This window comes from Nocardioides humilatus (genome assembly GCF_008373755.1).
In the GTDB taxonomy this organism is placed as follows: domain Bacteria; phylum Actinomycetota; class Actinomycetes; order Propionibacteriales; family Nocardioidaceae; genus Nocardioides; species Nocardioides humilatus.
On record NZ_VUJV01000008.1, the window covers coordinates 67,801 to 93,265 of the forward strand.

Sequence of the window (25,465 nt, forward strand, 5' to 3'; positions counted from 1 at the left end):
GCTGCCGGATAGCATCGCGGCATGCGCGCCTGGACCGCCCCCGAGATACCGACCCTGCCCGCGGTCGGCCCCCAGGTCGCGCTCCACGACACCGCGACCGGTGGTCGGGTGACGACCACGCCGGACGGCCCGGCGAAGCTCTACGTCTGCGGCATCACGCCCTACGACGCGACCCACCTGGGCCACGCCAACACCTACGTCGCCTTCGACCTCCTCAACCGCGCCTGGCGTACGGCGGGGCACGACGTGCAGTTCGTCCAGAACGTCACCGACGTCGACGACCCGCTGCTCGAGCGCGCGACGAAGGTGGGTGTCGACTGGGTCGAGCTGGCCGAGCGTGAGACCGAGCTGTTCCGCCAGGACATGCAAGCGCTGCGCGTGCTCCCGCCCGACGCCTTCGTCGGGGCGGTCGAGTCGATCCCGCTGGTGATCACGCTCATCGAGCGGCTGCAGGCCGCCGGCGCGATCTACCAGGTCGGTGTGGACCTCTACTTCTCCGTCACCGCCGACGCGGCGTTCGGCAAGGAGTCCAACTACGACCGCGAGACGATGCTGCGCTTCTTCGGCGAGCGGGGCGGCGATCCCGACGTCGCGGGCAAGAAGGACCCGCTCGACTGCGTCGTGTGGCGTGGCGAGCGCCCCGGCGAGCCGGCGTGGGAGAGCCCGTTCGGTCCTGGCCGACCGGGCTGGCACATCGAGTGCGCCGCGATCGCACTCGACAACCTCGGCTCCACGATGGACGTCCAAGCCGGTGGCAGCGACCTGGTCTTCCCGCACCACGAGATGTGCGCGGGCCACGCGCAGGTCGCGACCGGAGCGCCCTACGCCCGCGCCTACGCCCACGCCGGCATGGTCGGCTACGACGGCGAGAAGATGTCGAAGTCGCGGGGCAACCTGGTCTTCGTCTCAGCGCTCCGCAACAGCGACATCGACCCGATGGCGATCCGCCTGGCGCTGCTGCGCCACCACTACCGAGCCGACTGGGAGTGGGTGGACGAGGCCCTGTGGACCGCGGTCGACGACCTCGACCGGTGGCGACGGGCCTTCGCTCTGGGGGCCGGCGCGCCCGCTGAGCCCGTGGTCTCGGAGGTCCTGACCGCGCTGGCCGATGACCTTGACGCTCCGCGCGCCACCGCCGCGATCGACCAGTGGGTCAACGAGACCCTCGGCGTCGCGGGGCACCTGGCCGACAACAGCGATGCTCACGCCGCGGCCAGCCTGCTGCCGGTGCTCGACGCGGCCCTGGGCGTCGCTCTCTAGTCGTCTTCGTGGCGGCGCTTGAGATAGCGCTCGAACTCGCGGGCGATCGCCTCGCCTGAGGCTTCCGGGAGGTCCGCGGTGTCGCGCGACTCCTCGAGGGAGCGGACGTAGTCCGCGATGTCCTCGTCCTCCTCGGCGAGCTCGTCGACGCCGCGCTCCCACGCGCGGGCGTCCTCGGGCAGGTCGCCGAGCGGGATGCTCACCTCGAGCAGGTCCTCGATCTGGCCGAGCAGGGCCAAGGTGGCCTTGGGACACGGGGGCTGCGCGACGTAGTGCGGCACCGCCGCCCAGTACGACGCCGCCGGGATGTCGAGCTTCACGCACGCGTCCTGGAGCACGCCGACGATGCCCGTCGGCCCTTCGTAGGTCGACTGCTCGAGCTTCATCCGGTCGACGAGGTCGGGCTCGGTCGCCGTACCGGTGACGGGGATGGGTCGCGTGTGCGGCGAGTCGGCGAGCAATGCGCCGAGGGTGACGACCAGCTCGGCTCCCAGGTCGTCGATGCAGGCCAGCAGCTCGGCGCAGAAGCCGCGCCAGCGCATGTTGGGCTCGATGCCACGCACGAGGATCACGTCGTGGTCGAGGTCCGGGGGAGAGGCGATGGCGACGTGGGTGCTCGGCCAGGTCAGCTTGCGGAAGCCGTTGTCGTCGACGCCCACCGACGGCCGGTTGACCTGGAAGTCGTAGTAGTCCTCGGGGTCGATGGCAGCGACGACCCGGGCGTCCCAGACCTTGATGAGGTGGTCGACCACGGCTGAAGCCGCCTCAGCGGCGTCGTTCCAGCCCTCGAACGCAGCGATCACCACGGGCCTGACCAGCGCCGGAGTGTCCTCGATCTCCATCACCCGTTCACCCTATGGGAAATACCCTCGACGTCAGGCGTGACGGTTAGGATCTGTGGTGCCGAGAGGCGTTGCAACGGACCCCGACCGTCGAGGGTCCGCCACGCTCGGCGAAGTCTCACTGCAAGGGCGCCTTCCGTGATGGAAGGGATGTGAAATGGCGGCGGAGACCCCCATCTGGCAGCCGGACGCGACCGACGAGCTCACCGCACTGCTGCGGGAGCGGATCGTGATCCTCGATGGCGCCATGGGCACCGCGATCCAGCGGGACCGGCCCGATGAGGCCGGCTACCGCGGCGAGCGCTTCGCCGACTGGCCGTCCGACCTGGTCGGCAACAACGACCTCCTCACGATCACGCAGCCGCAGATCATCGGCGGGATCCACCGTGAGTACCTCGAGGCCGGCGCCGACATCATCGAGACCAACACGTTCAACTCCAACTCGGTCTCCCTCGCCGACTACGGCATGGCCGATCTCGACTACGAGCTCAACTTCGAGTCCGCTCGCCTGGCCCGCCGGATCTGCGACGAGGTGGCCGCTGCCACCGGCAAGAAGCGCTACGTCGCGGGCGCCCTCGGCCCCACGACGCGCACGGCCTCGATCAGCCCCGACGTCAACGACCCCGGTGCCCGCAACGTCTCCTACGCGCAGCTGGCCGACGCCTACCTCGTCGCAGCGCGCGGCCTCGTGGACGGCGGCTCCGACCTGCTCTTCATCGAGACGATCTTCGACTCGCTCAACGCCAAGGCGGCGATCTTCGCGGTCGAGACCCTGTTCGAGGAGACCGGTCGTCGCTGGCCCGTCGTCATCTCCGGCACCATCACCGACGCGTCCGGCCGGACCCTGTCCGGCCAGGTGACCGAGGCGTTCTGGAACGCCGTACGGCACGCCAAGCCCCTCGCGGTCGGCCTGAACTGTGCCCTCGGCGCACCCGAGATGCGCCCCTACATCGCGGAGATGGCCCGGATCGCGGACACCTACGTGTCCTGCTACCCCAACGCCGGCCTCCCCAACGCCTTCGGCGAGTACGACGAGTCCCCGGAGCGTCAGGCGAGCTATCTCGCCGAGTTCGCCGAGGCGGGCCTGCTCAACATCGTCGGCGGCTGCTGCGGCACCACGCCGGCCCACATCGCCGAGATCGCCAAGGTCGTCGAGGGCAAGCCGCAGCGCGTCGTGCCCGAGATCGAGGTCGCCACCCGGTTGTCGGGACTGGAGCCGCTCAACATCACTGAGGACTCGCTCTTCGTCAACATCGGTGAGCGCACCAACATCACTGGGTCCGCGCGCTTCCGCAACCTGATCAAGGCCGAGGACTACGACACGGCCCTGTCGGTGGCGTTGCAGCAGGTCGAGGTCGGGGCGCAGGTCATCGACATCAACATGGACGAAGGCATGATCGACGGCGTCGCCGCGATGGACCGGTTCACCAAGCTGATCGCCGCCGAGCCCGACATCAGCCGCGTCCCGGTGATGATCGACTCCTCCAAGTGGGAGGTCATCGAGGCCGGTCTGAAGAACGTCCAGGGCAAGCCCATCGTCAACTCGATCTCCATGAAGGAGGGCGAGGAGAAGTTCATCCGCGAGGCCCGGCTGTGCCGCAAGTACGGCGCCGCGGTGGTCGTGATGGCCTTCGACGAGCAGGGCCAGGCCGACAACCTCGAGCGCCGCAAGGAGATCTGCGGCCGGGCCTACCGGATCCTGACCGAGGAGGTCGGGTTCCCGGCCGAGGACATCATCTTCGACCCCAACTGCTTCGCGCTCGCGACCGGCATCGAGGAGCACGCCACCTACGGCATCGACTTCATCGAGGCGTGCGCCTGGATCAAGGAGAACCTGCCGGGCGTCCACATCTCCGGCGGCATCTCCAACGTCTCGTTCTCGTTCCGGGGCAACAACCCGGTCCGGGAGGCTATCCACGCGGTCTTCCTCTTCCACGCGATCAAGGCGGGCCTGGACATGGGCATCGTCAACGCCGGCGCCCTGGTGCCCTACGACTCGATCGACCCCGAGCTCCGGGATCGGATCGAGGACGTCGTCCTGAACCGCCGCGAGGACGCAGCCGAGCGGCTGCTGGAGATCGCCGAGCGGTTCAACAACGCCGGCGACCCGAAGGAGGAGGCCACCGCCGCTGAGTGGCGCAGCCTGCCGGTCCGCGAGCGGATCACGCACGCCCTCGTCAAGGGCATCGACGCCGACGTGGAGGCCGACACCGAGGAGCTCCGTGCGGAGATCTCCGCAGCGGGTGGTCGCCCGATCGAGGTCATCGAAGGTCCGCTGATGGACGGCATGAACGTCGTCGGCGACCTGTTCGGTGCCGGCAAGATGTTCCTCCCGCAGGTCGTGAAGTCGGCCCGGGTCATGAAGAAGGCCGTCGCCTACCTGCTCCCGTTCATCGAGGCGGAGAAACAGCCCGGCGATGCCGACACCACCAACGGCACCATCGTGATGGCGACCGTGAAGGGCGACGTCCACGACATCGGCAAGAACATCGTCGGCGTGGTGCTGCAGTGCAACAACTACACCGTGATCGACCTCGGGGTGATGGTCCCTGCCCAGAAGATCCTCGACGCCGCCAAGGAGCACGGCGCCGACATCATCGGCCTCTCCGGGCTGATCACCCCGTCGCTCGACGAGATGGTCAACTTCGCGGTCGAGATGGAGCGTCAGGGCCTGGAGATCCCGCTGCTGATCGGCGGAGCCACCACGTCCCGCGCCCACACCGCGGTCAAGGTCGCCCCACGGCGAACCGGACCGGTGGTCTGGGTCAAGGACGCCTCGCGCTCGGTGCCGGTCGCGGCCGCGCTGCTGGACGACAAGCAGCGTCCCGCCCTGCTCGAGGCGACCGAGGCCGACTACGCCAGCCTGCGCGAGCGGCACGCCCAGAAGAACGAGCGGCCGACGCTGACCCTGGAGAAGGCCCGCGCCAACCGGACCCCGATCGAGTGGGACGGCTACGTCCCGCCGGTCCCGGCGCTCGGAGCCGGCGTCCGGGTCTTCACCGACTACGACATCGCCGAGCTGCGCGAATACATCGACTGGCAGCCGTTCTTCAACGCCTGGGAGATGAAGGGCAAGTTCCCTGACATCTTGAACAACCCGGCTTCGGGCGAAGCGGCCCGCAAGCTCTACGACGACGCCCAGGACATGCTCGACCGGCTCATCAAGGAGAAGTGGCTCACCGCCAACGGCATCATCGGCTTCTTCCCCGCCAACGCGGTCGGCGACGACATCTGCGTCTACACCGACGAGACCCGCACCGAGGTGCGCGCGACCCTGCGCAACCTGCGCCAGCAGGGCGAGCACCGCGACGGCGTTCCGAACCGCTCCCTGGGCGACTACGTCGCGCCGAAGGACACCGGGCTCGAGGACTACGTCGGCGCGTTCGCGGTGACCGCCGGTCTCGGAAGTCAGGACAAGATCGCCGAGTTCAAGGCCGACATCGACGACTACAGCGCGATCCTGCTGGAGTCGCTGGCCGACCGGCTCGCCGAGGCGTTCGCCGAGCGGATGCACGAGCGGGTCCGCAAGGAGTTCTGGGGCTACCAGCCCGACGAGGACCTCAGCAACGAGGCTCTCATCGGCGAGAAGTACGTCGGGATCCGGCCCGCGCCGGGTTACCCGGCCTGCCCCGAGCACACTGAGAAGGCCACGCTCTGGGAGCTGATGGACGTCGAGGCGAGCACCGGCATCGAGCTCACCGAGTCGATGGCGATGTGGCCCGGCGCCGCTGTGAGCGGCTGGTACTTCTCCCACCCGCAGTCGCAGTACTTCGTCGTGGGACGGCTGGCCCAGGACCAGGTCGCCGACTACGCCACCCGCAAGGGCTGGACGCTGAAGGAGGCCGAGCGCTGGCTCGGACCCAACCTCGGCTACAACCCGGAGGACTGATGAAGGCCGTCCTGTGGGACATGGACGGCACGCTGGTCGACACCGAGCCCTACTGGATGGCGACCGAGGTGGCGCTGGCCGAGGAGTACGGCGCCACCTGGACGACCGAGGACGCGAAGCACCTGGTCGGCAACAGCCTGCTCTACTCCGGGGAGTACATCCGGCAGCACATGGGGATCCCGCTGACCCCTGAGGAGATCGTCGAGCGCCTGCTCGACGGGGTGGTCGAGCGGGTGCAGCACGCGGTGCCGTGGTGTCCGGGAGCGCGTGAGCTGCTCCTCGGGCTGAAGGCCGCCGGGGTGCCGTGCGCTCTCGTCACGATGTCCTACCAACGCTTCGTCGCGCCGATCCTCGAGCACCTGCCCCCAGAGACGTTCCGCGTGATCATCACCGGCGACCAGGTCGACCAGGGCAAGCCACACCCCGAGCCCTACCTGACCGCCGCTGCGGCGCTCGGGGTGGATGCGGCCGACTGCATCGCCATCGAGGACTCTCCGACCGGTGCCACCTCTGCTGCAGCGGCGGGCTGCCAGGTGCTGGTGGTGCCCAACCACGTCGACGTGCCGCCGGGGGAGCGCCGTACGTTCATCGACTCGCTCGTCGGCGTCACGCCGGAGGTGCTGAAAACGTTGCCGGATCGAGACACGGCCGCGAGGGATCTTCCCTAGCCCCTCTCTGCTCTCCGGAGTATCTTCCGCGGGAGTCGGCTCCCGACCAGCGGGCGCCGAAGTGAGCGATCTTGAGGTGACAGCACGTGAAGCGGAAGATCTTCGCGCTCGTCGGAGCGGGAACCCTTGCCGTGAGCCTTGCGGCCTGTGGCGATGACGACGGCGGCGGGGGCGGCGCCAAGGGTGGCGAAGGGGAGTCCTGGACTCTCGGCACCACCGACTCGGTGACGGCTGTCGACCCGGCCGGGTCCTACGACCTCGGCTCGTCGACGCTCGAATACAACATCTACCAGACCCTGGTCACGGTCCCGGCCAACTCGACGGAGATCGTCGGTGACGCCGCCGAGTCGTGCACCTACGACGACCCGCAGACCCTGACCTGCACGCTCAAGCCGGGCCTGAAGTTCTCCAACGGCAACGACCTCACGTCCTCCGACGTGAAGTACAGCTTCGAGCGGGCGATCAACATCCAGGACCCCAACGGTGCTGCGATCTACCTGCTCGGCAGCATCACCGACAGCGCTGACGACGGCACGGTCACCCTGACCGACGGCGCGATCGAGACGCCCGACGACACGACGGTCATCTTCCACCTCGATCACCCCGACACGACGTTCCAGTACGTCCTGACCTACCCGGGTGCGGCTGCGATCGTCGACGAGGACGTCTTCCCCGCCGACGAGAAGCTCGCCGACGAGGACGTCATCGGCTCGGGTCCCTACAAGCTCAGCCAGTACGAGGCGGGCGTGCAGGCGGTCCTCGAGCGCAACGAGGAGTACACCGGTGACAACACCGGCGGCGCTTCGCAGGTCTTCATCCAGTACTTCGCGGAGGCCTCGGCCCTGAAGCTGGCGATCGAGAACGAAGAGGTCGACGTCGCGTGGCGCAGCCTCGCGCCGACCGACATCACCGACCTCCAGGAGAACCCCGACGTCACCGTCGCCTCCGGCAAGGGTTCGGAGATCCGCTACTGGGTCTTCCGGGTCGACAAGGGTGCGGCCAAGGACGTCGCGATCCGACAGGCGGCCGCCCAGGTCTTCGACCGCGACGCGATCTCGACCACGGCCTACGACGGCACCGTCGACCCGCTCTACTCGATCGTGCCGCCGGGCTACGCGGGCCAGAAGGACGCGTTCTCGGAGAAGTACGGCACGCCGAATGTCGAGGCTGCCCAGCAGATCCTCGACGACGCCGGCATCGAGACCCCAGTCAAGCTGACGGTCGGCTGGACGCCCACGCACTACGGTCCGGCCGCCGAGGACGAGGCCAACGAGCTGCAGCGTCAGCTCGAGGACAGCGGCCTCTTCGACGTCGAGCTGAAGAGCACCGAGTGGGAGCAGTACCAGACGATCTACAAGGAGGGCGCCTACGACCTCTGGATGCTCGGCTGGTTCCCGGACTACCCGGACGCCGACAACTACCTGTCGCCGTTCGTGGTCGACGGCGGCTTCTTCCAGAACGGCTACTCCAACCCGGACGCCAACGCCCTGGTGACCCAGGAGCAGGCGAGCGCCGACGCGGCCGTCCGCGAGGACGCCTTCGGTCAGCTGCAGGACATCGTGGCCAACGACGTCCCGTTCATCCCGTCGTGGGTGGGCCAGAACACCGGCATCTACGGACCGGGCATGGACGGCGTCGAGGACACCCTGGACCCGTCGTTCATCTTCCGGTTCTGGCTGGTGACGAAGAACTCCTGATCGACCACTGACCTCGTGGGGAGGGGGCCGCAGGCCCCCTCCCCACGGCGGTGTCTCAAGGAGACCCCTACTCATGACACGTTCCGCCTCGGGCTCGCTGCCGCGCTACATCCTTCAGCGCACGCTGCTCGTCATCCCGATGATCTGGGTGATCCTCACCCTCGTCTTCTTCGTCCTCCGCGTCGCTCCCGGCGACCCCGTGTCCGCGGCGCTGGGCGGCAAGCTCGACGACGAAGCGCTCGACCAACGGCGCGCCGCGCTCGGGTTCGATCGGCCGCTGATCGAGCAGTACTGGGACTACTTGTCCTCGGTCGCGCGCCTCGACTTCGGCACCACCTTCAGCGACAACCAGTCCGTCCTGCACGTGGTGCGGGACAACGGGGGCGCGACGCTCAGCCTGACCATCGTCGCGTTCATCATCGCGCTCATGGTCGGCGTGCCCCTCGGCCTCGTCGCCGGTCGCTACCGCGACTCGCTGCCCGACGTACTGATCCGCCTCTTCGGCATCCTCAGCTACGCCGCACCCATCTTCTTCGTCGGCTTCCTCTTGCAGGCCTACCTGGCCAAGCCGCTCGGACTCCCGACCTCCGGCATGGCTACTCCGCAGACGATCTTCAACGTCGAGGAGCACACCCACATCCTGCTGATCGACGTCTTCCTCAACGGCAACAGCATCTACATCGAGGACGTCCTGAAACACCTGATCCTCCCGGCGACGACGCTGGGCCTGCTGATCTGCGGCGTCTTCATCCGCCTGGTCCGCGTCAACATCTTGCAGACCATGCAGAGCGACTACGTCGAGGCGGCCGAGGCGCGGGGCCTGGCCCGGCGGAAGGTCACCTGGCGCCACGCCTTCCGCAACGCGCTGGTCCCGGTCATCACGGTGATCGGCCTGCAGTTCGCACTCCTCCTCGGTGGGGCCGTACTCACCGAGTCGACCTTCAACTGGCCAGGGCTGGGCCAGAAGCTCGTCGACTACATCAACGACCGTGACTACGGAGCCGTGCAGGGCATCATCACGATCTTCGCCGTGGCGGTGGTGCTGATCAGCCTCCTGGTCGACATCGTCAACGCCCTGATCGACCCGAGGGTGAGGTACTGATGCGCAAGGTCTTCAAGGCACTCGCGAAGCCGTTCACGGAGACGGCCGGCCTCGCTCGTTGGATGCTCGTCATCGGGATCGTGATCACCGCGGTCTTCGTGATCTGCGCGATCTTCGCCCCGCTGCTCGCGCCCTACGGCTTCGACCAGACCTCGGCCGACGGTGTCCAGTTCGTCAAGCGCGAGGCACCGTCGGGCGACCACGTCTTCGGCACCGACCGGCTCCTGTTCGACGTCTTGTCGCGGACGATCTGGGGCGCGCGTACGGCGATCGAGGTCGTTGTGCTCTCGATCGTCATCTGTGTCTTCGTCGGCGTGCCGATGGGCCTGATCTCCGGCTACTACGGCGGCTGGCTCGACCGGATCCTGCTGCTGATCATGGACGCGCTGTTCGCGTTCCCCTCCTTCCTGCTGGCGATCGTCTTCGCGTTCCTGCTGACCAACAAGCTCCCCAGTGGTGGCTTCAGCGGCGTCCTGGCAGTGTCGCTGTCGCTCTCCGTCATCTACGTTCCGCAGTACTACCGCGTGGTCCGCAACACGACCGTCAGCGCCAAGGAGGCGACCTACGTCGAGGCCGCCCGCGCCATCGGTGCGTCGGACTTCGTCATCATGCGGCGCTACCTCTTCGGCAACGTGGTCCAGAGCGTGCCGGTGATCGGCACCCTCAACGCGGCCGACGCCATCCTCACCCTGGCCGGTCTGGGCTTCCTCGGGCTGGGCATCCAGTCGACCGAGGCTGCCGAGTGGGGTCACGATCTCAACCGCGCGCTCGCCGATGCCGGCTCCGGCATCTGGTGGACGGGTCTCTACCCGGGTCTCGCGATCGTCCTGCTGGTCACCGGACTGACCCTGGTCGGCGAGGGCCTCAACGAGACCATCAACCCGACCCTTCGACGGCGGCGGCTGCTGCCGGTCGTGATGACTCCTCGGGAGGGAGACCGATGAGCGTCGAGTTCGTCGAGCCGCCGTACGTCGACTCGGGGGAGCCCGTCATCTCGGCCCGTGACGTGCGGGTCTGGTACGGCACGACCCGCGGCGCGATCCGCGCCGTCGACGGCGTCAGCTTCGACCTCGCCCCGGGGGAGACGCTCGGCCTGGTCGGAGAGTCCGGCTGCGGCAAGTCCACTCTGGGCCGCGGCCTGATGGGCCTGCTGCCGCAGGGCGCAAAGCGCGACGGCGAGGTCTGGTTCAAAGGCCGGGAGATCCTCGGCATGAAGGCCAAGGACAACTACCGGCTGCGTGGCCACGAGCTCGGCATGATCTTCCAGGAGCCGCTGACCCGCCTCAACCCGTTGATGCGGATCTCGGATCACTTCGAGGAGTCGATCAAGCAGCACGACCCGGGCGCGACCAAGGACGCCATCCGGGCCCGCGCGCTCGAGGCGCTGCGCCTGATGGGCATCCCCCCGACCCGGTACCGCTCCTACCCGCACGAGTTCTCCGGCGGCATGCGGCAGCGGCTGATGATCGCGCTCGCTCTGGTGCTGCGGCCTTCCTTCGTCGTGGCCGACGAGCCCACGACGGCGCTCGACGTGCTGGTCGAGGCGCAGATCGTGCAGATCCTCAACGACCTGCGGCGCAACTTCCACACCTCGCTCCTGCTGATCACGCACAACGTGGGCATCGTGGCGGAGGCGTGCGACCGGGTCGCGGTGATGTACGCCGGCCGGATCGTCGAGCAGGGCCGTGTCACCGACGTCTTCGAGAACCCGCAGCACCCCTACACGCGCGAGCTGCTGCGCTCGACGATCTCTCTCAACACGACCGGCCTCAACTTCATCCCGGGCTCGCCGCCCGACCTCGTGGACCCGCCCGACGGCTGTCGGTTCCACCCGCGGTGCCCCGACGCGATGGCGGTGTGCGCCACGAAGAACCCCGTGACGCTCGACCGGGTCGGCGGTGGTCGCGTGGAGTGCTGGCTCGTGGGCCCGCACGAGCAGATCCCGCCGGGCGGCACCCAGCCCCTCAAGCAGGAGGAGCTGGCCGTTGCCGACGAAGCCTGAGGCCACCCCGACGACCACGGGCACCGGTCCGATCATCGACGTCCGCGACCTCGCGGTGCACTTCGGCCTGCGCGGCAGCTCGCTGGCCCGCCTGTTCGGTCGCGATGCCGGCACGGTCAAGGCCGTGGACGGCGTCAACCTCACGCTCGCCCGCGGCGAGGTCGTCGGGCTGGTGGGGGAGAGCGGCAGCGGCAAGTCCACGCTCGGTCGGGCGCTGCTCGGTCTCGCTCCGGCGACTGCCGGCTCGATCGTCTTCGAGGGCCAGGACCTCGCCACCCTGAGCCGTCGCCGGTTGCGCGACCTGCGTCGTCACATCCAGATGGTCTTCCAGGACCCCAGCGCGGCGCTCAACCCCGCCATGACCGTCGAGGAGGCCGTCGGTGACGCGCTCCGCGTCCACGGCATGCGGTCGGCCGAGGAGCGTCGGGTCAAGGTGATCGACGCCCTCGAACGGGTCGGGCTGTCGCCCGTCGAGCTCTTCTTGGAGAAGTACCCCCGCGACCTGTCGGGTGGTCAGAAGCAGCGCGTCGTCATGGCCCGGGCGATCATCACCGGCCCGAGCGTGCTGGTCGCCGACGAGCCGATCTCCATGCTCGACATGTCGGTGCGCGCCAAGATCCTGCAGCTGATGCTCGACCTCAAGCAGGACCTCGGCCTGACCTACGTCTACATCACCCACGACCTCGCCAGCGCGAAGTACTTCTGCGACCGGATCGCGATCATGTACCTCGGTCGGATCGTGGAGATCGGCGCCACCGAGGAGATCTTCGCCAACCCGCGCCATCCCTACACGAAGGCGCTGCTGCGAGCGATCCCCGATCCCGACCCCGGCCGCCAGCTGCCGCGCGACCTGCCGCGCGGCGAGGTCCCCGATGCGGCCGCGCCTCCGCTCGGCTGCGCGTTCCACCCGCGGTGCAAGGAAGCGACCCCGACCTGCGGCTGGGAGTCCCGCGACCTGCGCACCCTGGTCGAGGCGCACTGGACCCGGCGCAGCCCCGACGAGTACGGCGCCGAACGTGCTGTCGTGGGCGACATCGACCACTTCGACAAGCCCGCCACGTCGACCACCCTCGGTGCGCAGGGTGCGCCGGCCGCGCGGGAGTTCTTGGACCGGGTGCGGATCGAGGCTCCGGACGATCCGATCTGGGGCGGCATCGAGTCGATCACCGACGACGGGTCGGGCGTGCGCGTGCACTTCCACGAAGGCATCGACCCGGCGCTCCGTCGAGCCGGCGGGGTCGAGGTGGCCTGCGTGCTCTATCCGGAGACGTCGACCGAGGGCTGAGCGTCCGCCGGGGGCCGGACCGGGATCGGCGGCGGGGTGCCGCCGTACTCGGGGCACAGTGCGTGGTGGGAGCAGAACCGGCACAGCGGGCCCTTGTTGGGCTGCCAGTCGCCGGTCTCCTTGGCGAGGCGTACGGCGTCCCAGATCGCCTCGACCTTGCGCTCGGTGGCCAACAGGTCGCGCTCGTCGGGGTCGTAGGTGAGCACCTCGGAGTTGCCGAGGTAGATCAGCTGGAGACGCTTGGGCACCACGCCTCGCATCCGCCACACGACGAGGGCGTAGAACTTGAGCTGGAAGAGCGCACCGCCCTCGTAGGCCTCGCGGGGAGACCGGGAGCTCTTGTAGTCCACCAGCCTGATCGACCCGTCGGCAGCGACGTCGACCCGGTCGATGACGCCGCGCAGCAACAGCTTGGAGTCGGTGACGGTCTCGACGTAGAGCTCCCGGTCGGCGGGCTCGAGCCGGGTCGGGTCCTCCAGGGTGAAGTAGCGCGCCAGGACCTCACGACATGACACCAGCCAGGCGCCGAGCGCCGCGCCCTCGTCGTGGGCTGGGAAGAGCTCGTCGAGCGCAGGCTCGGCCTCGCGGACGGCGTCCCACGAGGGGACGACCATCGCGTCGGCGCGCTGGGGGGTGCGGTCGAGTGCCGGAAGATCGAAGAGGTCCTCCAGCACCTTGTGGATGACCGTGCCCCGGACCGCATCGACGGACGGCGGCTCGGGCAGCCGGTCGATCGTGCGGAACCGGTAAAGGAGCGGACAAGCGAGGAAGTCGCCCGCCCGAGACGGAGAGAGGGCGCCGAGCACCTCGACCCCGTCGACGCCCCTGCCCACCCGCTCAGCGGGATCGATCGGCTGCACGCCGCTCGGGACGGTCGGGATGCTCATGTCATCGACGGTAGGCCACCCCACCGACAGCCCCGACGCCAACGCCCGACGACACCGCCGAAGCGGGTCTGCGCGGGTGTGTTGGATAGCCTCGAGGTGTGTCCTCCAGCGATCCCGACGGTGCCCGACAGGTCAGGCGCTCACGCCCGCCCGGCACCTTCCGGATCGGCACCATCGCCGGCAGTGACGTGCTCGTTTCGTCGTCGTGGTTCCTCGTCGCCGCGCTGATCGCGGTCGTGATGGCGCCGCGCGTCGACCAGATCGAGCCCGGCCTGGGCGCGTGGAAGTACGTCGTCGGCGTGGTCTTCGCCATCGCGCTCTACGGCGCCGTGCTGCTCCACGAGGCGTCCCACGCCGTCGCCGCGCGTCGCTTCGGCTTCGAGGTGCACTCGATCACGCTGCACTTCCTCGGTGGCGTCACCGCGATCGAGGGAGAGGCACGCACCCCGCGTCAGGAGTTCTGGATCGCGGTCGTCGGCCCGGTGACGTCGCTCCTGGTCGGAGCGGCGGCGCTCGGACTGTGGTTCGTCACCCCTGAGGGACTCCTGCTGCTCGTCGTGGAGGGTCTTGCGGGGGCCAACCTCCTCATCGGGCTGCTCAACTTGGTGCCCGGTCTGCCGCTCGACGGCGGCCGGGTCCTCAAGGCCGCGGTGTGGAAGGTCACCGGTCGGGTCGAGACCGGCGTGGTCGCCGCGGGCTGGGGCGGCCGGGTGACCGCTGTCCTGGTGCTGCTCTGGCCAGCGATCCAGTCCTACCTCCTCGACGTCGACATCTCCGGCATCGACCTGGTGCTGTCGTTCGTGATCGCGCTCTTCCTGTGGCAGGGCGCGACCCAGGCGATCACCTCGGCGCGGATCCGCGGCCGGGTGACGAAGGTCATCGCTCGCGACATCGCGCGCCGCACGTTGGCCGTCCCCGACGACCTCCCGCTGGCCGAGGCGCTCCGGCGGGCCCATGACGCCGACGCTGGGAGCATCATCACCGTGACCTCGGCCGGGGCACCGGTCGGCGTCGTCGACGAGGCCGCCGTACGAGCGATGCCCACCGACCGACGCCCTTGGGTGGCCGTTTCCGCCGTCACCCGCACCCTCGTCGAGGGCCTCCGCCTGCCGGTGGCCATCACGGGTTCGGAGCTGATCGACGCGATCCGTCGTACGCCGGCGAGCGAGTACCTGCTGGTCGAGCCGGACGGCTCGATCTACGGCGTCCTGGCCACCGCCGACGTGGAGCGCGCGGTCCGGGCTGGATAAGGTCCGTCCGTGAGCGAAGCAGATCCCGGAGACGTCTCCGCCGACGCCTGGTCCGGCGTGCATCGCGGCCCCCTGCGGGTCGGCGAGTGGGTGCGCCTGGTCGACGGCAAGGGTCGCAAGCACAACTTCGCCCTCGAAGCGGGCAAGCGCTTCTTCTCCAACCGCGGCCACCTCGACCACGACGAGCTGATCGGTCGCGAGGAGGGCTTCACGGTCACCTCCTCGGCTGGCGGCGAATACCTCGTCTTCCGCCCCCTGCTCTCCGAGTTCGTCGTCTCGATGCCACGCGGTGCCGCCGTCGTCTACCCCAAGGACGCTGCCCAGATCGTCGCGATGGCCGACATCTTCCCCGGCGCCCACGTCGTCGAGGCCGGCGTCGGCTCGGGCGCTCTGACCTGCTCGCTGCTGCGGGCGGTCGGCCCGCACGGCCGGGTGTCGTCCTACGAGCGTCGCGAGGAGTTCGCCGACGTCGCGCGCAAGAACGTCGGTCAGTTCTTCGGCGCAGGAGAAGACCCGCATCCCGCCTGGCAGCTCACCCTGGGTGACCTCGCCGAGGAGCTGCCCCGGTCCGGTGAGCGCTGCGACCGCATCATCCTCGACATGCTGGCGCCCTGGGAGTGTCTCGACGCTGCCGCCGACGCCCTGCGCCCGGGCGGCATCGTGTGCGCCTACGTCGCCACGACGACCCAGATGTCCCGCTTCGTCGAGACCGTGCGGGTTCATGGTGGATTCACCGAGCCGTCCGCCTGGGAGTCCTTGGTGCGGGACTGGCACGTCGAGGGCCTCGCGGTGCGCCCCGGTCACAAGATGATCGGTCACACCGCCTTCCTCGTGACCGCTCGCCGGATGGCATCGGGGGAGCGGGCACCCCGCAAGACCCGGCGCCCCGCCCCGGGCGCCTACGGTCCCGACTACACCGGGCCGCGCGCGGGTGACGCGCCCGAGGTGGACACCGAGGACTGACGGGACAGACGTGAGCACGCCGGCCAAGCCCTTCCTGTTGCTGTCGATCCGCACCGAGGAGCGAGCCGCGCTCGACGAGCACGCCGCGTTCGCCCGGTTCCTCGGCGTCTCGGTCGACGCCCTGCCGCGCATCGAGCTCGGCACGTCGCCCCTGCCGCCCATCGACCTCGACGCATGGTCGGGGATCATCCTCGGCGGTGGGGCGTTCAACGCCTCCGACCCGCAGGACAAGAAGTCGGCGTCACAGGTCCAGGCCGAGGCCGACCTCGCCCGCCTGCTCGACGAGGTCGTCGCCCGAGACTTCCCGTTCCTCGGGGCTTGTTACGGCATCGGTGCGGTGGGGACCCACCAGGGCGCAGTCGTCGACCGGTCGCATCCCGAGCCGGTCGGCCCGGTCAGCGTGGAGCTCACCGACGCTGGCAGGGAGGACCCCCTCTTCGCAGGTCTGCCCACCGCCTTCGCGGCCTACGGCGGCCACAAGGAGTGCATCAGCATGCTCCCGTCCCATGCCGTCGCGCTGGCGACGTCCGCAGCGGCCCCGGTCCAGGCGTTCCGGATCGGGCAGCACGTCTACGCGACCCAGTTCCACCCCGAGCTCGACCTCGACGGGATCCTGACCCGGATCGCCGTCTACGCCCACTACGGCTACTTCGATCCCTCCGAGCAGGAGGCGCTCGGGGCCGCCGCCGCTGCGGTCACCGTCAGTCACCCGATGCGGGTTCTCCACAACTTCGCCGCGCGCTACGGCGTACCGACAAGCACCGCCGCAACGGAATCGTGACCGACGCTCCGACGTTCTGCCCTTCACCCTGTGGCCCTGACGAGTAGGGTCGGTGACGGAGACAGGAGGTGCGCCGATGTCGAACATGGGAGCCGATGGGCGTCGTCACAGCCCCGAGGAGCTCGAGGAGCAGGTCCGCTATCTCGAGGCCGAGATCAACGAGCTGCGCCACCGATTGACCGAGTCCCCAGGGGCGAGCTCACGTTCGCTCGAGCTCAGGCTCGCTGACGCCCAGCGGTCGCTGGCAGCCGTCACGGCTCAGAACGAGCGTCTCGCCGGCACGCTGCGCGAGGCTCGCGACCAGATCCTGAAGCTCAAGGAGGAGGTCGACCGGCTCGCGCAGCCTCCGGCCGGGTTCGGCACCTTCCTGCAGCGCAACGAGGACGACTCCGTCGATGTGCACACCGGCGGGCGCAAGCTTCGCGTGACCGTCAGCCCCAATGTCGACCTCGACTCGCTGCGGCGTGGCCAGGAGGTCATGCTCAACGAGGCGCTCAACGTCGTCGCGGCGTTCGACTACGAGACCGTGGGCGAGGTCGTGATGATGAAGGAGCTGCTCGCCGACGGTGAGCGCGTCCTCGTCATCGCCAATGCTGACGAGGAGCGGGTCGTGCGACTCGCGGAGCCGCTCCTGGGCGCGCCCATCCGCGCCGGCGACTCCCTCCTGCTCGACTCGCGCGCCGGCTACGTCTACGAACGGGTCCCGAAGTCGGAGGTCGAGGAGCTCGTCCTCGAAGAGGTCCCCGACATCACCTACGAGACCATCGGCGGCCTCGGCAACCAGATCGAGATGATCCAGGACGCCGTCGAGCTCCCTTACCTCTATCCCGAGCTCTTCGCCGAGCACGAGCTCAAGCCGCCGAAGGGGATCCTTCTCTACGGCCCGCCGGGATGCGGCAAGACGCTGATCGCGAAGGCGGTCGCCAACTCGCTGGCCAAGAAGGTCGCCGCGAAGACGGGTGCCGAGGGGAAGTCCTACTTCCTCAACATCAAGGGGCCCGAGCTCCTCAACAAGTACGTCGGCGAGACCGAGCGCCACATCCGCCTCGTCTTCCAGCGTGCCCGGGAGAAGGCCAGCGCCGGCACGCCGGTCATCGTCTTCTTCGACGAGATGGACTCCCTGTTCCGCACCCGAGGTTCGGGCGTCTCCTCCGACGTCGAGAACACGATCGTCCCGCAGTTGCTGAGCGAGATCGACGGCGTCGAGCTGCTCGAGAACGTGCTCGTCATCGGCGCCTCCAACCGCGAGGACATGATCGACCCCGCGATCCTGCGCCCCGGCCGTCTCGACGTGAAGATCAAGATCGAGCGTCCCGACGCCGAGTCGGCGCGCGACATCTTCTCGAAGTACCTGACGTCCAACCTCCCGCTGCACGCCGAGGACCTCGCGGAGTTCGCGGGCGACCGTCAGGCCACTGTCGCGGGCATGATCCGGGCGGCCGTCGAGCGGATGTACTCCGAGACCGAGGAGAACCGCTTCCTCGAGGTCACCTACGCCAACGGCGACAAGGAAGTCCTCTACTTCAAGGACTTCAACTCCGGCGCGATGATCCAAAACATCGTCGACCGGTCCAAGAAGATGGCCATCAAGGACTTCCTCGACCACGACCAGAAGGGCCTGCGGATCTCCCACCTCCTCCAGGCGTGCGTCGACGAGTTCAAGGAGAACGAGGACCTCCCCAACACGACCAACCCCGACGACTGGGCCCGCATCTCCGGCAAGAAGGGCGAGCGGATCGTCTTCATCCGCACGCTCATCACCGGCAAGCAGGGCACCGAGCCGGGCCGGTCGATCGACACGGTCTCCAACACGGGTCAGTACCTGTAGGTCAGTAGCTGTCGATCGTCACCTGCGGCTCGCCGTCGATCAGGTCGACGGTGACGTTGAGGTAGAAGGTCGTGTCCTCGGTCGCCTCGACCCAGTGCGGCTTGCCGTAGCCGTAGGACTCGTCGTATTCGTAGGTCGCCGTCGCTTCGCCGTCGACGTCAGAGGACAGGCCCGCCGGGAAGGTCCCGTAGAACCCATCCCACGAGACCGTCGGCAGCGTGTCAAGGGTCCAGGTCAGGTTGCGCTGCTCGTCGCCGTAGGGATAGATCTCCTGCGGGCAGTCGGCCGGGTCGGCTTCGGTGGCCGCCATGCAACCCTCGACCCACCTCGCGACCTCGTCATCGACGAAGGTCTTGAGAGCGGCTGACGGCTCGGGGTCATCGATCTCGGCATAGACGCCCCACGACGACGCCGGCACCACGGTCTCCGCGTCCACGGGCTCGAGCCATTCGCTGCCACCGTAGGGGTTGACCACGTAGGAGCCCGGCAGCGCCCAGAAGTCGACGTCCTCGCCACCGACCACAGGGACAGACACGCCGTTGACCTCCACCGCAGTGGAGTCCTCGGGCACGGAGACCGTCAGCTCGCTGGCCAGACCACCTTCGTCGACCTTCCAGCCGTGGAAGAAGAGCCCGCGATTGCCGTCCTCAACGAGCGTCAACTCCACGTCGTCGCCGTCCTCGACGCCCTCGAGGTCCACGGTGACGGTCACGGTGTCGCCGAACTCCTCGACGTCGGTGATCTCGTAGCCCGTGATGCGATCGTCGGCCGCGCCATAGACCTGGTCGGTCAGCAGCGCCGACGATGCCTCGTCGTCATCGACGGGCGCCAGGTCGAGTGCGGCCCCAGCGTCGGCGTCCACGAGCGCGTCGAGATAGTCCTCGGCCTCGGCTTCTGGGGAGTACATGGTCGCCCCGACAACGCTCAACGCGATCCCACCTGCCAGCGCGAGGCCGGCGAGGACGCCGACGCCGATCAGCGCCTTGGTCGCGCGAGCCCGGTCAGGTGGAGACATCGGGATGCGCTGCGCGGGGATCAGGTCCGGCGACCAGAGCTGCGCCGGCCCGACGGCAAGCCGCTTCGCGATCATCGCTGGGACGACACGTGCAAGCGCTGGAGCGACGAAGCGCGACAAGACCTCGACCAGCGCTCCCCAGAATGCGAGCACCGCAATCAGCCAATAGGCGGTATGGACCGTGAAACCCCCACCGAGGTCGTAGAACCCGCCGGAAAGTCCCACCGTGGACAGCAGGCAGACAACCAGCGCGGCACTGCCGTAGGCGATCGGCAGCGACGCCCAGGATGCCGGCATCGCGAGAAGCTCACGATCGTCTCCCCGCCTGAGGTGCCAGGCGATCGCCGACGCCAGGGTCAACACAACGGCAAGAAGGGGGAGGACGACACCCAGGAACCAGCCCAGGTCCCACGCAAACTGCTGCTCGCCGAGGGCGGTCACCGCACCGACATGGCCGAGCCCGAACGCCCAGAACGCGACGGTCGGCCCCCATACGACAGCGAACAGCGCCGCTTCTGGCCCGCTCTCGATCAGCAGCCAGACCGCCGCGACCGGGACGACGACGGCGACGTAGGCCAGCACGTGCTGCGTCACCAGGTGCAGCGCCCGCCGGCCGTCCGGGGGCAGCCAACGGGGCCACAGAGACCCTTGAGCAGCCACACGGCCGGCGACTGCTGAACCGAACGCGAGCGCGAACGCGCCCAGGAACAGTCCGACCGAGGCAGCGTGCAGTGAGGCACCGTCACTGCGCATTGCCAGCAGGCGCGTCGCGATCGCAACGGCGACGGCGGTCGCGGACGCTCCCGCCGCAGCGAGGATCACGCGCTCGGGCGTGCTGGCCGACGGAGTCGCCCGCTCCGCCCGCTGGGAGAGGATGAAGACGGCGGCCACGAAGACGGCCGTGACCAGAAGCGGCGGCGCGAAGAGCGACACGCTGAACGCCCCGGCGCCCAAGCGAAGCGACCCGCCCAGTGCCATCCCGGCGAGCTGGAACGGGATGCCGACCAACGTGCCGATCGCCTTGATGTCGATGTCCTCGGCGGGGTCGGAGTCCCCACCGTCGGAATCGGCGGCGATCGCCGCCACGACCAGCAGCATGAGCCCCACCGATGCCGCCAGGGCGAAGGCGTAGGCCAGGAGAGGCTCGACGCACGCTCGGAGGGCGGCACGAGCCGTCGGAACGGTCGCGACCATTGTCCTCACCGGTCCGCCCGGTGGTGGGGGCGGAGGCGGGAGAACCGGCCACACTGGCGGTGGTCCCGCGCCGGGTTCCTGGTCAGACGGCTGCATGCCGAGAATGATGTCGCCAACGGCCGACACAATCTGTTGATTCGCCGGACCGGTCCTCAGCGCCTCTACCGACGAGCCGCTTCCTCGTGGAGCGGCCGCATGAGGGCGTCGTACGGCGGCACCGGACCGGTCACGGTCGTGCCCGGGAGGACCACCGAGGCGCCCAGGGGAGCGACGGGAGAGTCGGGCAATCCCCACGACGAACGCCACTCGGTGAGCTGGGCCGACGACGCCGCGAAGACGATGGGGCCGAGGCCCACCCAGCCGTGCGCCGCCGAGCACATCGGGCAGTGCTCGCCGGAGGTGTAGACGGTCGCTGCCGCCCGCTGCTCCACGCTGAGGTGTCGCCACGCCCACCGCGCGAGCTCGAGCTCGGGATGGGCGGTCGGGTCGGCGTTGGTCCGCTCGCGGTTGCGGGCCTCCGCCACGATGTTGCCGGCGGCGTCCACCAGCACCGACCCGAAGGGATCGTCGCCGGCGTCGAGGGCTTCGCGAGCCAGCGCGAGGCATCGCTGCAGGGCGTCGTCCGCGCTCATGGGTGACCTCCTAGGGCCGCCGGGTTCTCAGCACCACGGCTTTGGCTGTATTGAACACGCCGTAGCTGCCCAGCCCCACGGCGATGGCGAGCAGCAGAGCGGGGCCGGCGGGCGTGTCGCGCAGCTCGCGGAGCGCTTGGTCGAGACCTGCCGAGCGGCGGGCATCATGGGTGACCGCGGCCCAGACCAACAGTGCGCCGATCATGCCGAACGCCACACCGCGCGCCACGTGGCCGGCGCGCGCTGTGACGGTCAAGAGGGTTCCGGTGGCGCCTGCGCCTGCGCCCCGCTCGAGGTCCTTCTTCCAGCGATCGCTCAGACCCTCGTGAGCGCTGTGAGCCCCGAACGCGAACACGAGCAACCCGGCGGCAGTCACGATGACCGGCCCGAAGGGCAGATCCATCACGCGAGCGGTGTGGCCTTCCGTGCCGCCACTCGAGCAGTCCTCGCCAAGGATCAGCCGCACGGCGAGCCACGCGAGTACGGCGAAGACGGCCGCGCGGGCGACCGAACCCGCCCGCGCCACCCACCTCCGCGCCCCGTCGTCGGCCGTATGGCCGCCGATCGCCTCGCACACCTCCCACGCCGTGACGGCACCGAGCCCTGCTGCCGCCGCGACGAGGAGAGCCGTGCCGAAGGGCTGGTGGGCGAGCTCGTGCAGGGCGCCCTCTCCCGACACCTTCCCCGAGCTGCGCCCCAAGGCCAGCTGTACGGCGAGGATCCCCACCACGACGTACACGACGCCGTACATCGCGAAGCCCAGGCGCGCCATCCACGACAGCGCCGCGCTGTCCTGCGCGTCGCGTGCCTGCTCCTCCACCGTCATCTGCTGCCCTCCGCTCCCGACCTCAATACCCCGTGAGCCCGCGTCGCAATCCGGTCAGGACGCGTCGCCACGACTAGGGCATCTTCACCACGCGCACGAAGGAAGCCTCGAGGTCGCCCGTGACCGCTTCGAGGTAGAAGTCCGTCGACGCGGCGAGCCCGTCGTCGAACGAGGCGTCAGAGACCGCGAACGTGACGGTACGGAGCGAGCCGTCCCCGCTGCCGGCGACCGGCGGCGAGAGCACGACGGTGTGCGCGGACGAGCGGTAGCCCACGCGCCACGACCGGCCGGCGTAGTCGCGGTAGGTGACCTTGAGCTCGACCTCGCCGGGGTCGGGGCCGAGGAATTGGTCGTCGACGTCGAAGTAGATGCGGTCCTGACCGTTGGCGACATCGGTGCGCAGCGACTCGTAGGACCGGCCGTTGTAGGGGTGCGGATCACCCTGACGGACGAGTGAGCCCCGCACCGGAGTGCCGTCCGCCGCTATGTCGCGCTGCACCAGCCACCGCTCGAGGTTACGGACGTAGGGGAAGCCGTCCCAGGTGCGGTCGCCGCGCTCCTTCCAGTAGCGGTCCTCGGCGTCACGGAGCGCCACCCACGCGTCAGGGGCCGTTGCTACGGTGTGGCCGAGCTCGAGCCTGACCCATGCCCAGTGGTCGGCCAACGCGTTGAAGCGGCTGGGCCCGGGCACTGCGTAGATCCAGTTCATCCGCATCTGGAGCGCCTTGAGGTTGGACATCGGCACGCTGTAGAGCGGGTCCTTGGAGTGCAGACCGCAGTCGGTGTAGCACTCGTTCTCAGCCGCGGCGATGCGACGTCCGTCGAAGAGCTGCCACCCGTCGTCGGTGTGGAGGTGTCCGTCGGCGCCGATGGTCGTGCCGTAGGCGGGCACCTCACCGAGGTGCGCGTTGAAGATCTCGGTGATGCCGTTGCGGATCCCCATCCCGGCACTCACCGCCTTCCGCGCGAAGAGGGCGACCCGGTCGCCGAACGTCTCGGAGTAGGGATAGTCCTCCCCGGTGTAGACGAGCTTGTCGGCGTAGTCGTCGGACGGGTCGTCGTTGTCGCCGTTCATGATCGTCACCAGGTCGGTGAGCATGCGCTGGTGCCACCGGCGGTACTTCCTGAAGGTGAGGCCCGCCTGACGCACACCGGCGTCGACCATCGCGTAGTCGAACTCCGCGTAGGCGAAAGCCCCCGGGACGTAGACGAAACGGAGGCGGTCGTCCGAGCGCAGGCCCGCATCGATCATGAGGGCACGCCACGTGTCGCGCAGACGTGACCACACGCACGGTCGCCAGATCGGGAGGTGCCGCATCCCGTCGTCGCCGGGTCCGACGGTCGTCGCGCCGCACTGTCGGGTGACCCACCTCGGAGCCCACGGCTTCCCGCTGGCGAACATGCGCATCCAGAAGGAGCCGGGTGAGGCCAACTGGTCGGCCAAGCTCGGGAGCGGCGTCCCGTAGACCGAGCCGGTCGCGGAGGGGTCGAGCGCTCCGGGACGTGGCTGCACCTGGCGCCAGGTCACGTCGACCGAACGGAGGTCGATCCTGGGGGAGGGGGACTCGGAGTAGAACCCGCTGTTCGGAGCCCGAGTCGTTCCCCCCGGGAGGCTCCAGTCGTAGCCATCCACGGTGCCGGTGACGACCGCCGCGGCCGGCTCGGCGCCGGAGGTGGAGGGCACCGCTGCGCCCGCAGCGACCAGCGCCAATAGAGCCGCGAGGAGGCGGATGCCCATGCCCGCACCCTAGTCCCGAAGTCGACTCGTGGGAGGCGAGGCGGCAAGCCCCACCGCACCGCAGCGTCGTCCCGCGTAGGCTGAACACATGAGCGTCCGGCGGGTCATGGGCACCGAGGTCGAGTACGGCATCTCGGTGCAGGGCGCGCCCACGGCCAACCCGATGGTCGCTTCGTCCCAGGTGGTCAACGCCTACGCCTCGGCAACGGTCCGCGCCCGCCGCGCTCGCTGGGACTTCGAGGAGGAGTCGCCCCTGCGCGACGCCCGCGGCTTCGACATGTCGCGCCAGGTGGCCGACCCGAGCCAGCTGACCGACGAGGACCTCGGGCTGGCCAACGTGATCCTCACCAACGGGGCGCGCCTCTACGTCGACCACGCGCACCCCGAATACTCGACCCCCGAGGTCGTCAGCCCGCTCGACATCGTGCGGTGGGACAAAGCGGGGGAGCAGGTCATGCTCGACGCCGCCCGCCTTGCGCAGAACCTGCCGGGCAACCCATCGATCGTTCTTTACAAGAACAACACCGACAACAAGGGCGCCTCCTACGGCGCGCACGAGAACTACCTGATGCGACGGTCGACGGCCTTCGTCGACATCGTGCGCCACCTGACGCCCTTCTTCGTCAGCCGCCAGGTCATCTGCGGCGCCGGCCGCGTCGGCAAGGGGCAGGACGGGCGCGAGCAGGGCTACCAGATCAGCCAGCGGGCCGACTTCTTCGAGGTCGAGGTCGGGCTCGAGACCACGCTGAAGCGTCCCATCATCAACACCCGCGACGAGCCGCACGCCGATCCGGAGAAGTACCGCCGGCTCCACGTGATCATCGGTGATGCCAACCTCTCCGAGATCGCCACCTACCTCAAGGTTGGCACGACGGCGCTCGTCCTCGCGATGATCGAGGACAAGTTCATCGCCGCCGACCTGACCGTCGACACACCTGTCGCCTCCCTCCGGGCCGTGTCCCACGACCCGACCCTGAAGCAGACCGTGACGATGACCGACGGACGCAAGCTGACCGGTGTCCAGCTCCAGATGGAATACCTCGATCTCGCCCGGAAATACGTCGAGGACCGCCTCGGTGCCGATGCCGACGAGCAGACGCTCGACGTACTCGCCCGCTGGGAGGACGTCCTCAACCGGCTCGAGAGCGACCCGATGTCCCTCGCCGACCAGCTCGACTGGGTCGCCAAGCTCAAGCTCCTCGAGCAGTACCGCTCGCGCGACGGACTGGCCTGGGACGATGCGAAGCTCCAGCTGATCGATTATCAATACTCCGACGTCCGTCCCGAGAAGGGCCTCTACCACCGGCTCGTGAAGGCCGGGCGGATCCAGCGGCTCCTCAACGACGACGAGGTCGAACGCGCGATGACCGAGCCGCCGGAGCAGACCCGCGCGTACTTCCGGGGACGTTGCCTCGAGAAGTACGCCGCCCACGTCGCTGCCGCCTCCTGGGACTCGGTCATCTTCGACCTGCCCGGGCGCGAGTCGCTGCAGCGGGTGCCCACCATGGATCCGCTGCGGGGGAGCAAGGCCCACGTCGGCGGGCTCATCGACGCATCGGACACGGCTGAGGCTCTTGTCGCCGCACTCAGTCGGTGAGTAGCCAGC

The 25,465-nt window shown here is 69.0% G+C and carries 19 protein-coding genes and 1 riboswitch; of the genes, 13 read left to right on the forward strand and 6 right to left on the reverse strand.

The features are described from left to right. Positions 1–21 precede the first annotated feature (21 nt). Positions 22–1,260: a cysteine--1-D-myo-inosityl 2-amino-2-deoxy-alpha-D-glucopyranoside ligase gene (gene mshC / locus F0U44_RS19720; RefSeq protein WP_149730094.1), complete on the forward strand. Its 1,239-nt coding sequence runs from the start codon at positions 22–24 to the stop codon at positions 1,258–1,260. Here mshC and F0U44_RS19725 read toward each other — a convergent pair. Beyond that, a complete protein-coding gene (locus tag F0U44_RS19725) occupies positions 1,257–2,105 on the reverse strand; it encodes a PAC2 family protein (protein ID WP_149730095.1) in 849 nt (282 codons plus the stop codon). The genes mshC and F0U44_RS19725 overlap by 4 nt on opposite strands. Before the next feature lie 54 nt (positions 2,106–2,159). Next, a riboswitch (S-adenosyl-L-homocysteine riboswitch) is annotated at positions 2,160–2,244 on the forward strand. Positions 2,245–2,259: 15 nt separating this feature from the next. Between F0U44_RS19725 and metH the strand changes: the two genes are divergently transcribed. From metH to F0U44_RS19760, 7 genes are all read left to right on the forward strand, one after another. Beyond that, positions 2,260–5,991, forward strand: coding sequence for a methionine synthase (gene metH / locus F0U44_RS19730; protein ID WP_149730096.1), 3,732 nt, complete (start codon positions 2,260–2,262; stop codon positions 5,989–5,991). Next, complete coding sequence (locus F0U44_RS19735) at positions 5,991–6,659, forward strand: HAD family hydrolase (RefSeq protein WP_149730097.1); 669 nt, start codon at positions 5,991–5,993, stop codon at positions 6,657–6,659. The genes metH and F0U44_RS19735 overlap by 1 nt, the downstream gene beginning before the upstream one ends. Before the next feature lie 86 nt (positions 6,660–6,745). Continuing rightward, positions 6,746–8,356 carry an ABC transporter substrate-binding protein gene (locus tag F0U44_RS19740; RefSeq protein ID WP_149730098.1) on the forward strand — a complete coding sequence of 537 codons (1,611 nt, stop codon included), beginning with the start codon at positions 6,746–6,748 and terminating at the stop codon, positions 8,354–8,356. Between the two features lie 73 nt (positions 8,357–8,429). Further along, entirely contained in the window at positions 8,430–9,458 is a 1,029-nt protein-coding gene (locus F0U44_RS19745; protein ID WP_149730099.1) for an ABC transporter permease, read from the forward strand. Then, a complete protein-coding gene (locus tag F0U44_RS19750; protein WP_149730100.1) occupies positions 9,458–10,402 on the forward strand; it encodes an ABC transporter permease in 945 nt (314 codons plus the stop codon). Before F0U44_RS19745 ends, F0U44_RS19750 begins: the two co-directional genes overlap by 1 nt. Beyond that, positions 10,399–11,460, forward strand: a complete 1,062-nt coding sequence (locus F0U44_RS19755) for an ABC transporter ATP-binding protein (protein WP_149730101.1) — start codon at positions 10,399–10,401, stop codon at positions 11,458–11,460. Before F0U44_RS19750 ends, F0U44_RS19755 begins: the two co-directional genes overlap by 4 nt. Then, positions 11,444–12,745 carry an oligopeptide/dipeptide ABC transporter ATP-binding protein gene (locus tag F0U44_RS19760; protein WP_149730102.1) on the forward strand — a complete coding sequence of 434 codons (1,302 nt, stop codon included), beginning with the start codon at positions 11,444–11,446 and terminating at the stop codon, positions 12,743–12,745. Before F0U44_RS19755 ends, F0U44_RS19760 begins: the two co-directional genes overlap by 17 nt. Here the strand turns inward: F0U44_RS19760 and F0U44_RS19765 are convergent. Continuing rightward, positions 12,718–13,632 (reverse strand): RecB family exonuclease, encoded by a 915-nt coding sequence (locus F0U44_RS19765; protein WP_149730103.1) that lies wholly within the window; start codon positions 13,630–13,632, stop codon positions 12,718–12,720. The genes F0U44_RS19760 and F0U44_RS19765 overlap by 28 nt on opposite strands. A 98-nt stretch (positions 13,633–13,730) precedes the next feature. On the opposite strand from F0U44_RS19765, the gene F0U44_RS19770 reads away from it, so the two are divergent. The 4 genes from F0U44_RS19770 to arc all read left to right on the forward strand — a co-directional run bounded on the left by F0U44_RS19770 (position 13,731) and on the right by arc (position 18,454). Beyond that, the gene (locus F0U44_RS19770; RefSeq protein WP_246160681.1) at positions 13,731–14,882 is read left to right on the forward strand and encodes a site-2 protease family protein; all 1,152 of its coding nucleotides are present in this window, start codon (positions 13,731–13,733) and stop codon (positions 14,880–14,882) included. Between the two features lie 9 nt (positions 14,883–14,891). Beyond that, entirely contained in the window at positions 14,892–15,845 is a 954-nt protein-coding gene (locus tag F0U44_RS19775; RefSeq protein ID WP_281292658.1) for a tRNA (adenine-N1)-methyltransferase, read from the forward strand. A gap of 10 nt (positions 15,846–15,855) precedes the next feature. Continuing rightward, positions 15,856–16,626, forward strand: coding sequence for a glutamine amidotransferase (locus F0U44_RS19780; RefSeq protein ID WP_149730104.1), 771 nt, complete (start codon positions 15,856–15,858; stop codon positions 16,624–16,626). 76 nt (positions 16,627–16,702) lie between these two features. Continuing rightward, entirely contained in the window at positions 16,703–18,454 is a 1,752-nt protein-coding gene (arc, locus tag F0U44_RS19785; protein WP_149730105.1) for a proteasome ATPase, read from the forward strand. 1 nt (position 18,455) lies between these two features. On the opposite strand, the gene F0U44_RS19790 is transcribed toward arc, so the two are convergent. The 4 genes from F0U44_RS19790 to F0U44_RS19805 all read right to left on the reverse strand — a co-directional run bounded on the left by F0U44_RS19790 (position 18,456) and on the right by F0U44_RS19805 (position 23,859). After that, positions 18,456–20,663 (reverse strand): zinc ribbon domain-containing protein, encoded by a 2,208-nt coding sequence (locus F0U44_RS19790; protein ID WP_149730106.1) that lies wholly within the window; start codon positions 20,661–20,663, stop codon positions 18,456–18,458. Between the two features lie 161 nt (positions 20,664–20,824). Beyond that, positions 20,825–21,295: a nucleoside deaminase gene (locus F0U44_RS19795; protein WP_149730107.1), complete on the reverse strand. Its 471-nt coding sequence runs from the start codon at positions 21,293–21,295 to the stop codon at positions 20,825–20,827. Positions 21,296–21,305: 10 nt separating this feature from the next. Further along, complete coding sequence (locus F0U44_RS19800) at positions 21,306–22,121, reverse strand: DUF1206 domain-containing protein (RefSeq protein WP_149730108.1); 816 nt, start codon at positions 22,119–22,121, stop codon at positions 21,306–21,308. 73 nt (positions 22,122–22,194) lie between these two features. Continuing rightward, positions 22,195–23,859 carry a hypothetical protein gene (locus F0U44_RS19805; RefSeq protein WP_149730109.1) on the reverse strand — a complete coding sequence of 555 codons (1,665 nt, stop codon included), beginning with the start codon at positions 23,857–23,859 and terminating at the stop codon, positions 22,195–22,197. 88 nt (positions 23,860–23,947) lie between these two features. Between F0U44_RS19805 and dop the strand changes: the two genes are divergently transcribed. Beyond that, positions 23,948–25,456, forward strand: a complete 1,509-nt coding sequence (gene dop, locus F0U44_RS19810; protein ID WP_149730110.1) for a depupylase/deamidase Dop — start codon at positions 23,948–23,950, stop codon at positions 25,454–25,456. The last annotated feature ends 9 nt before the right edge of the window (positions 25,457–25,465 follow it).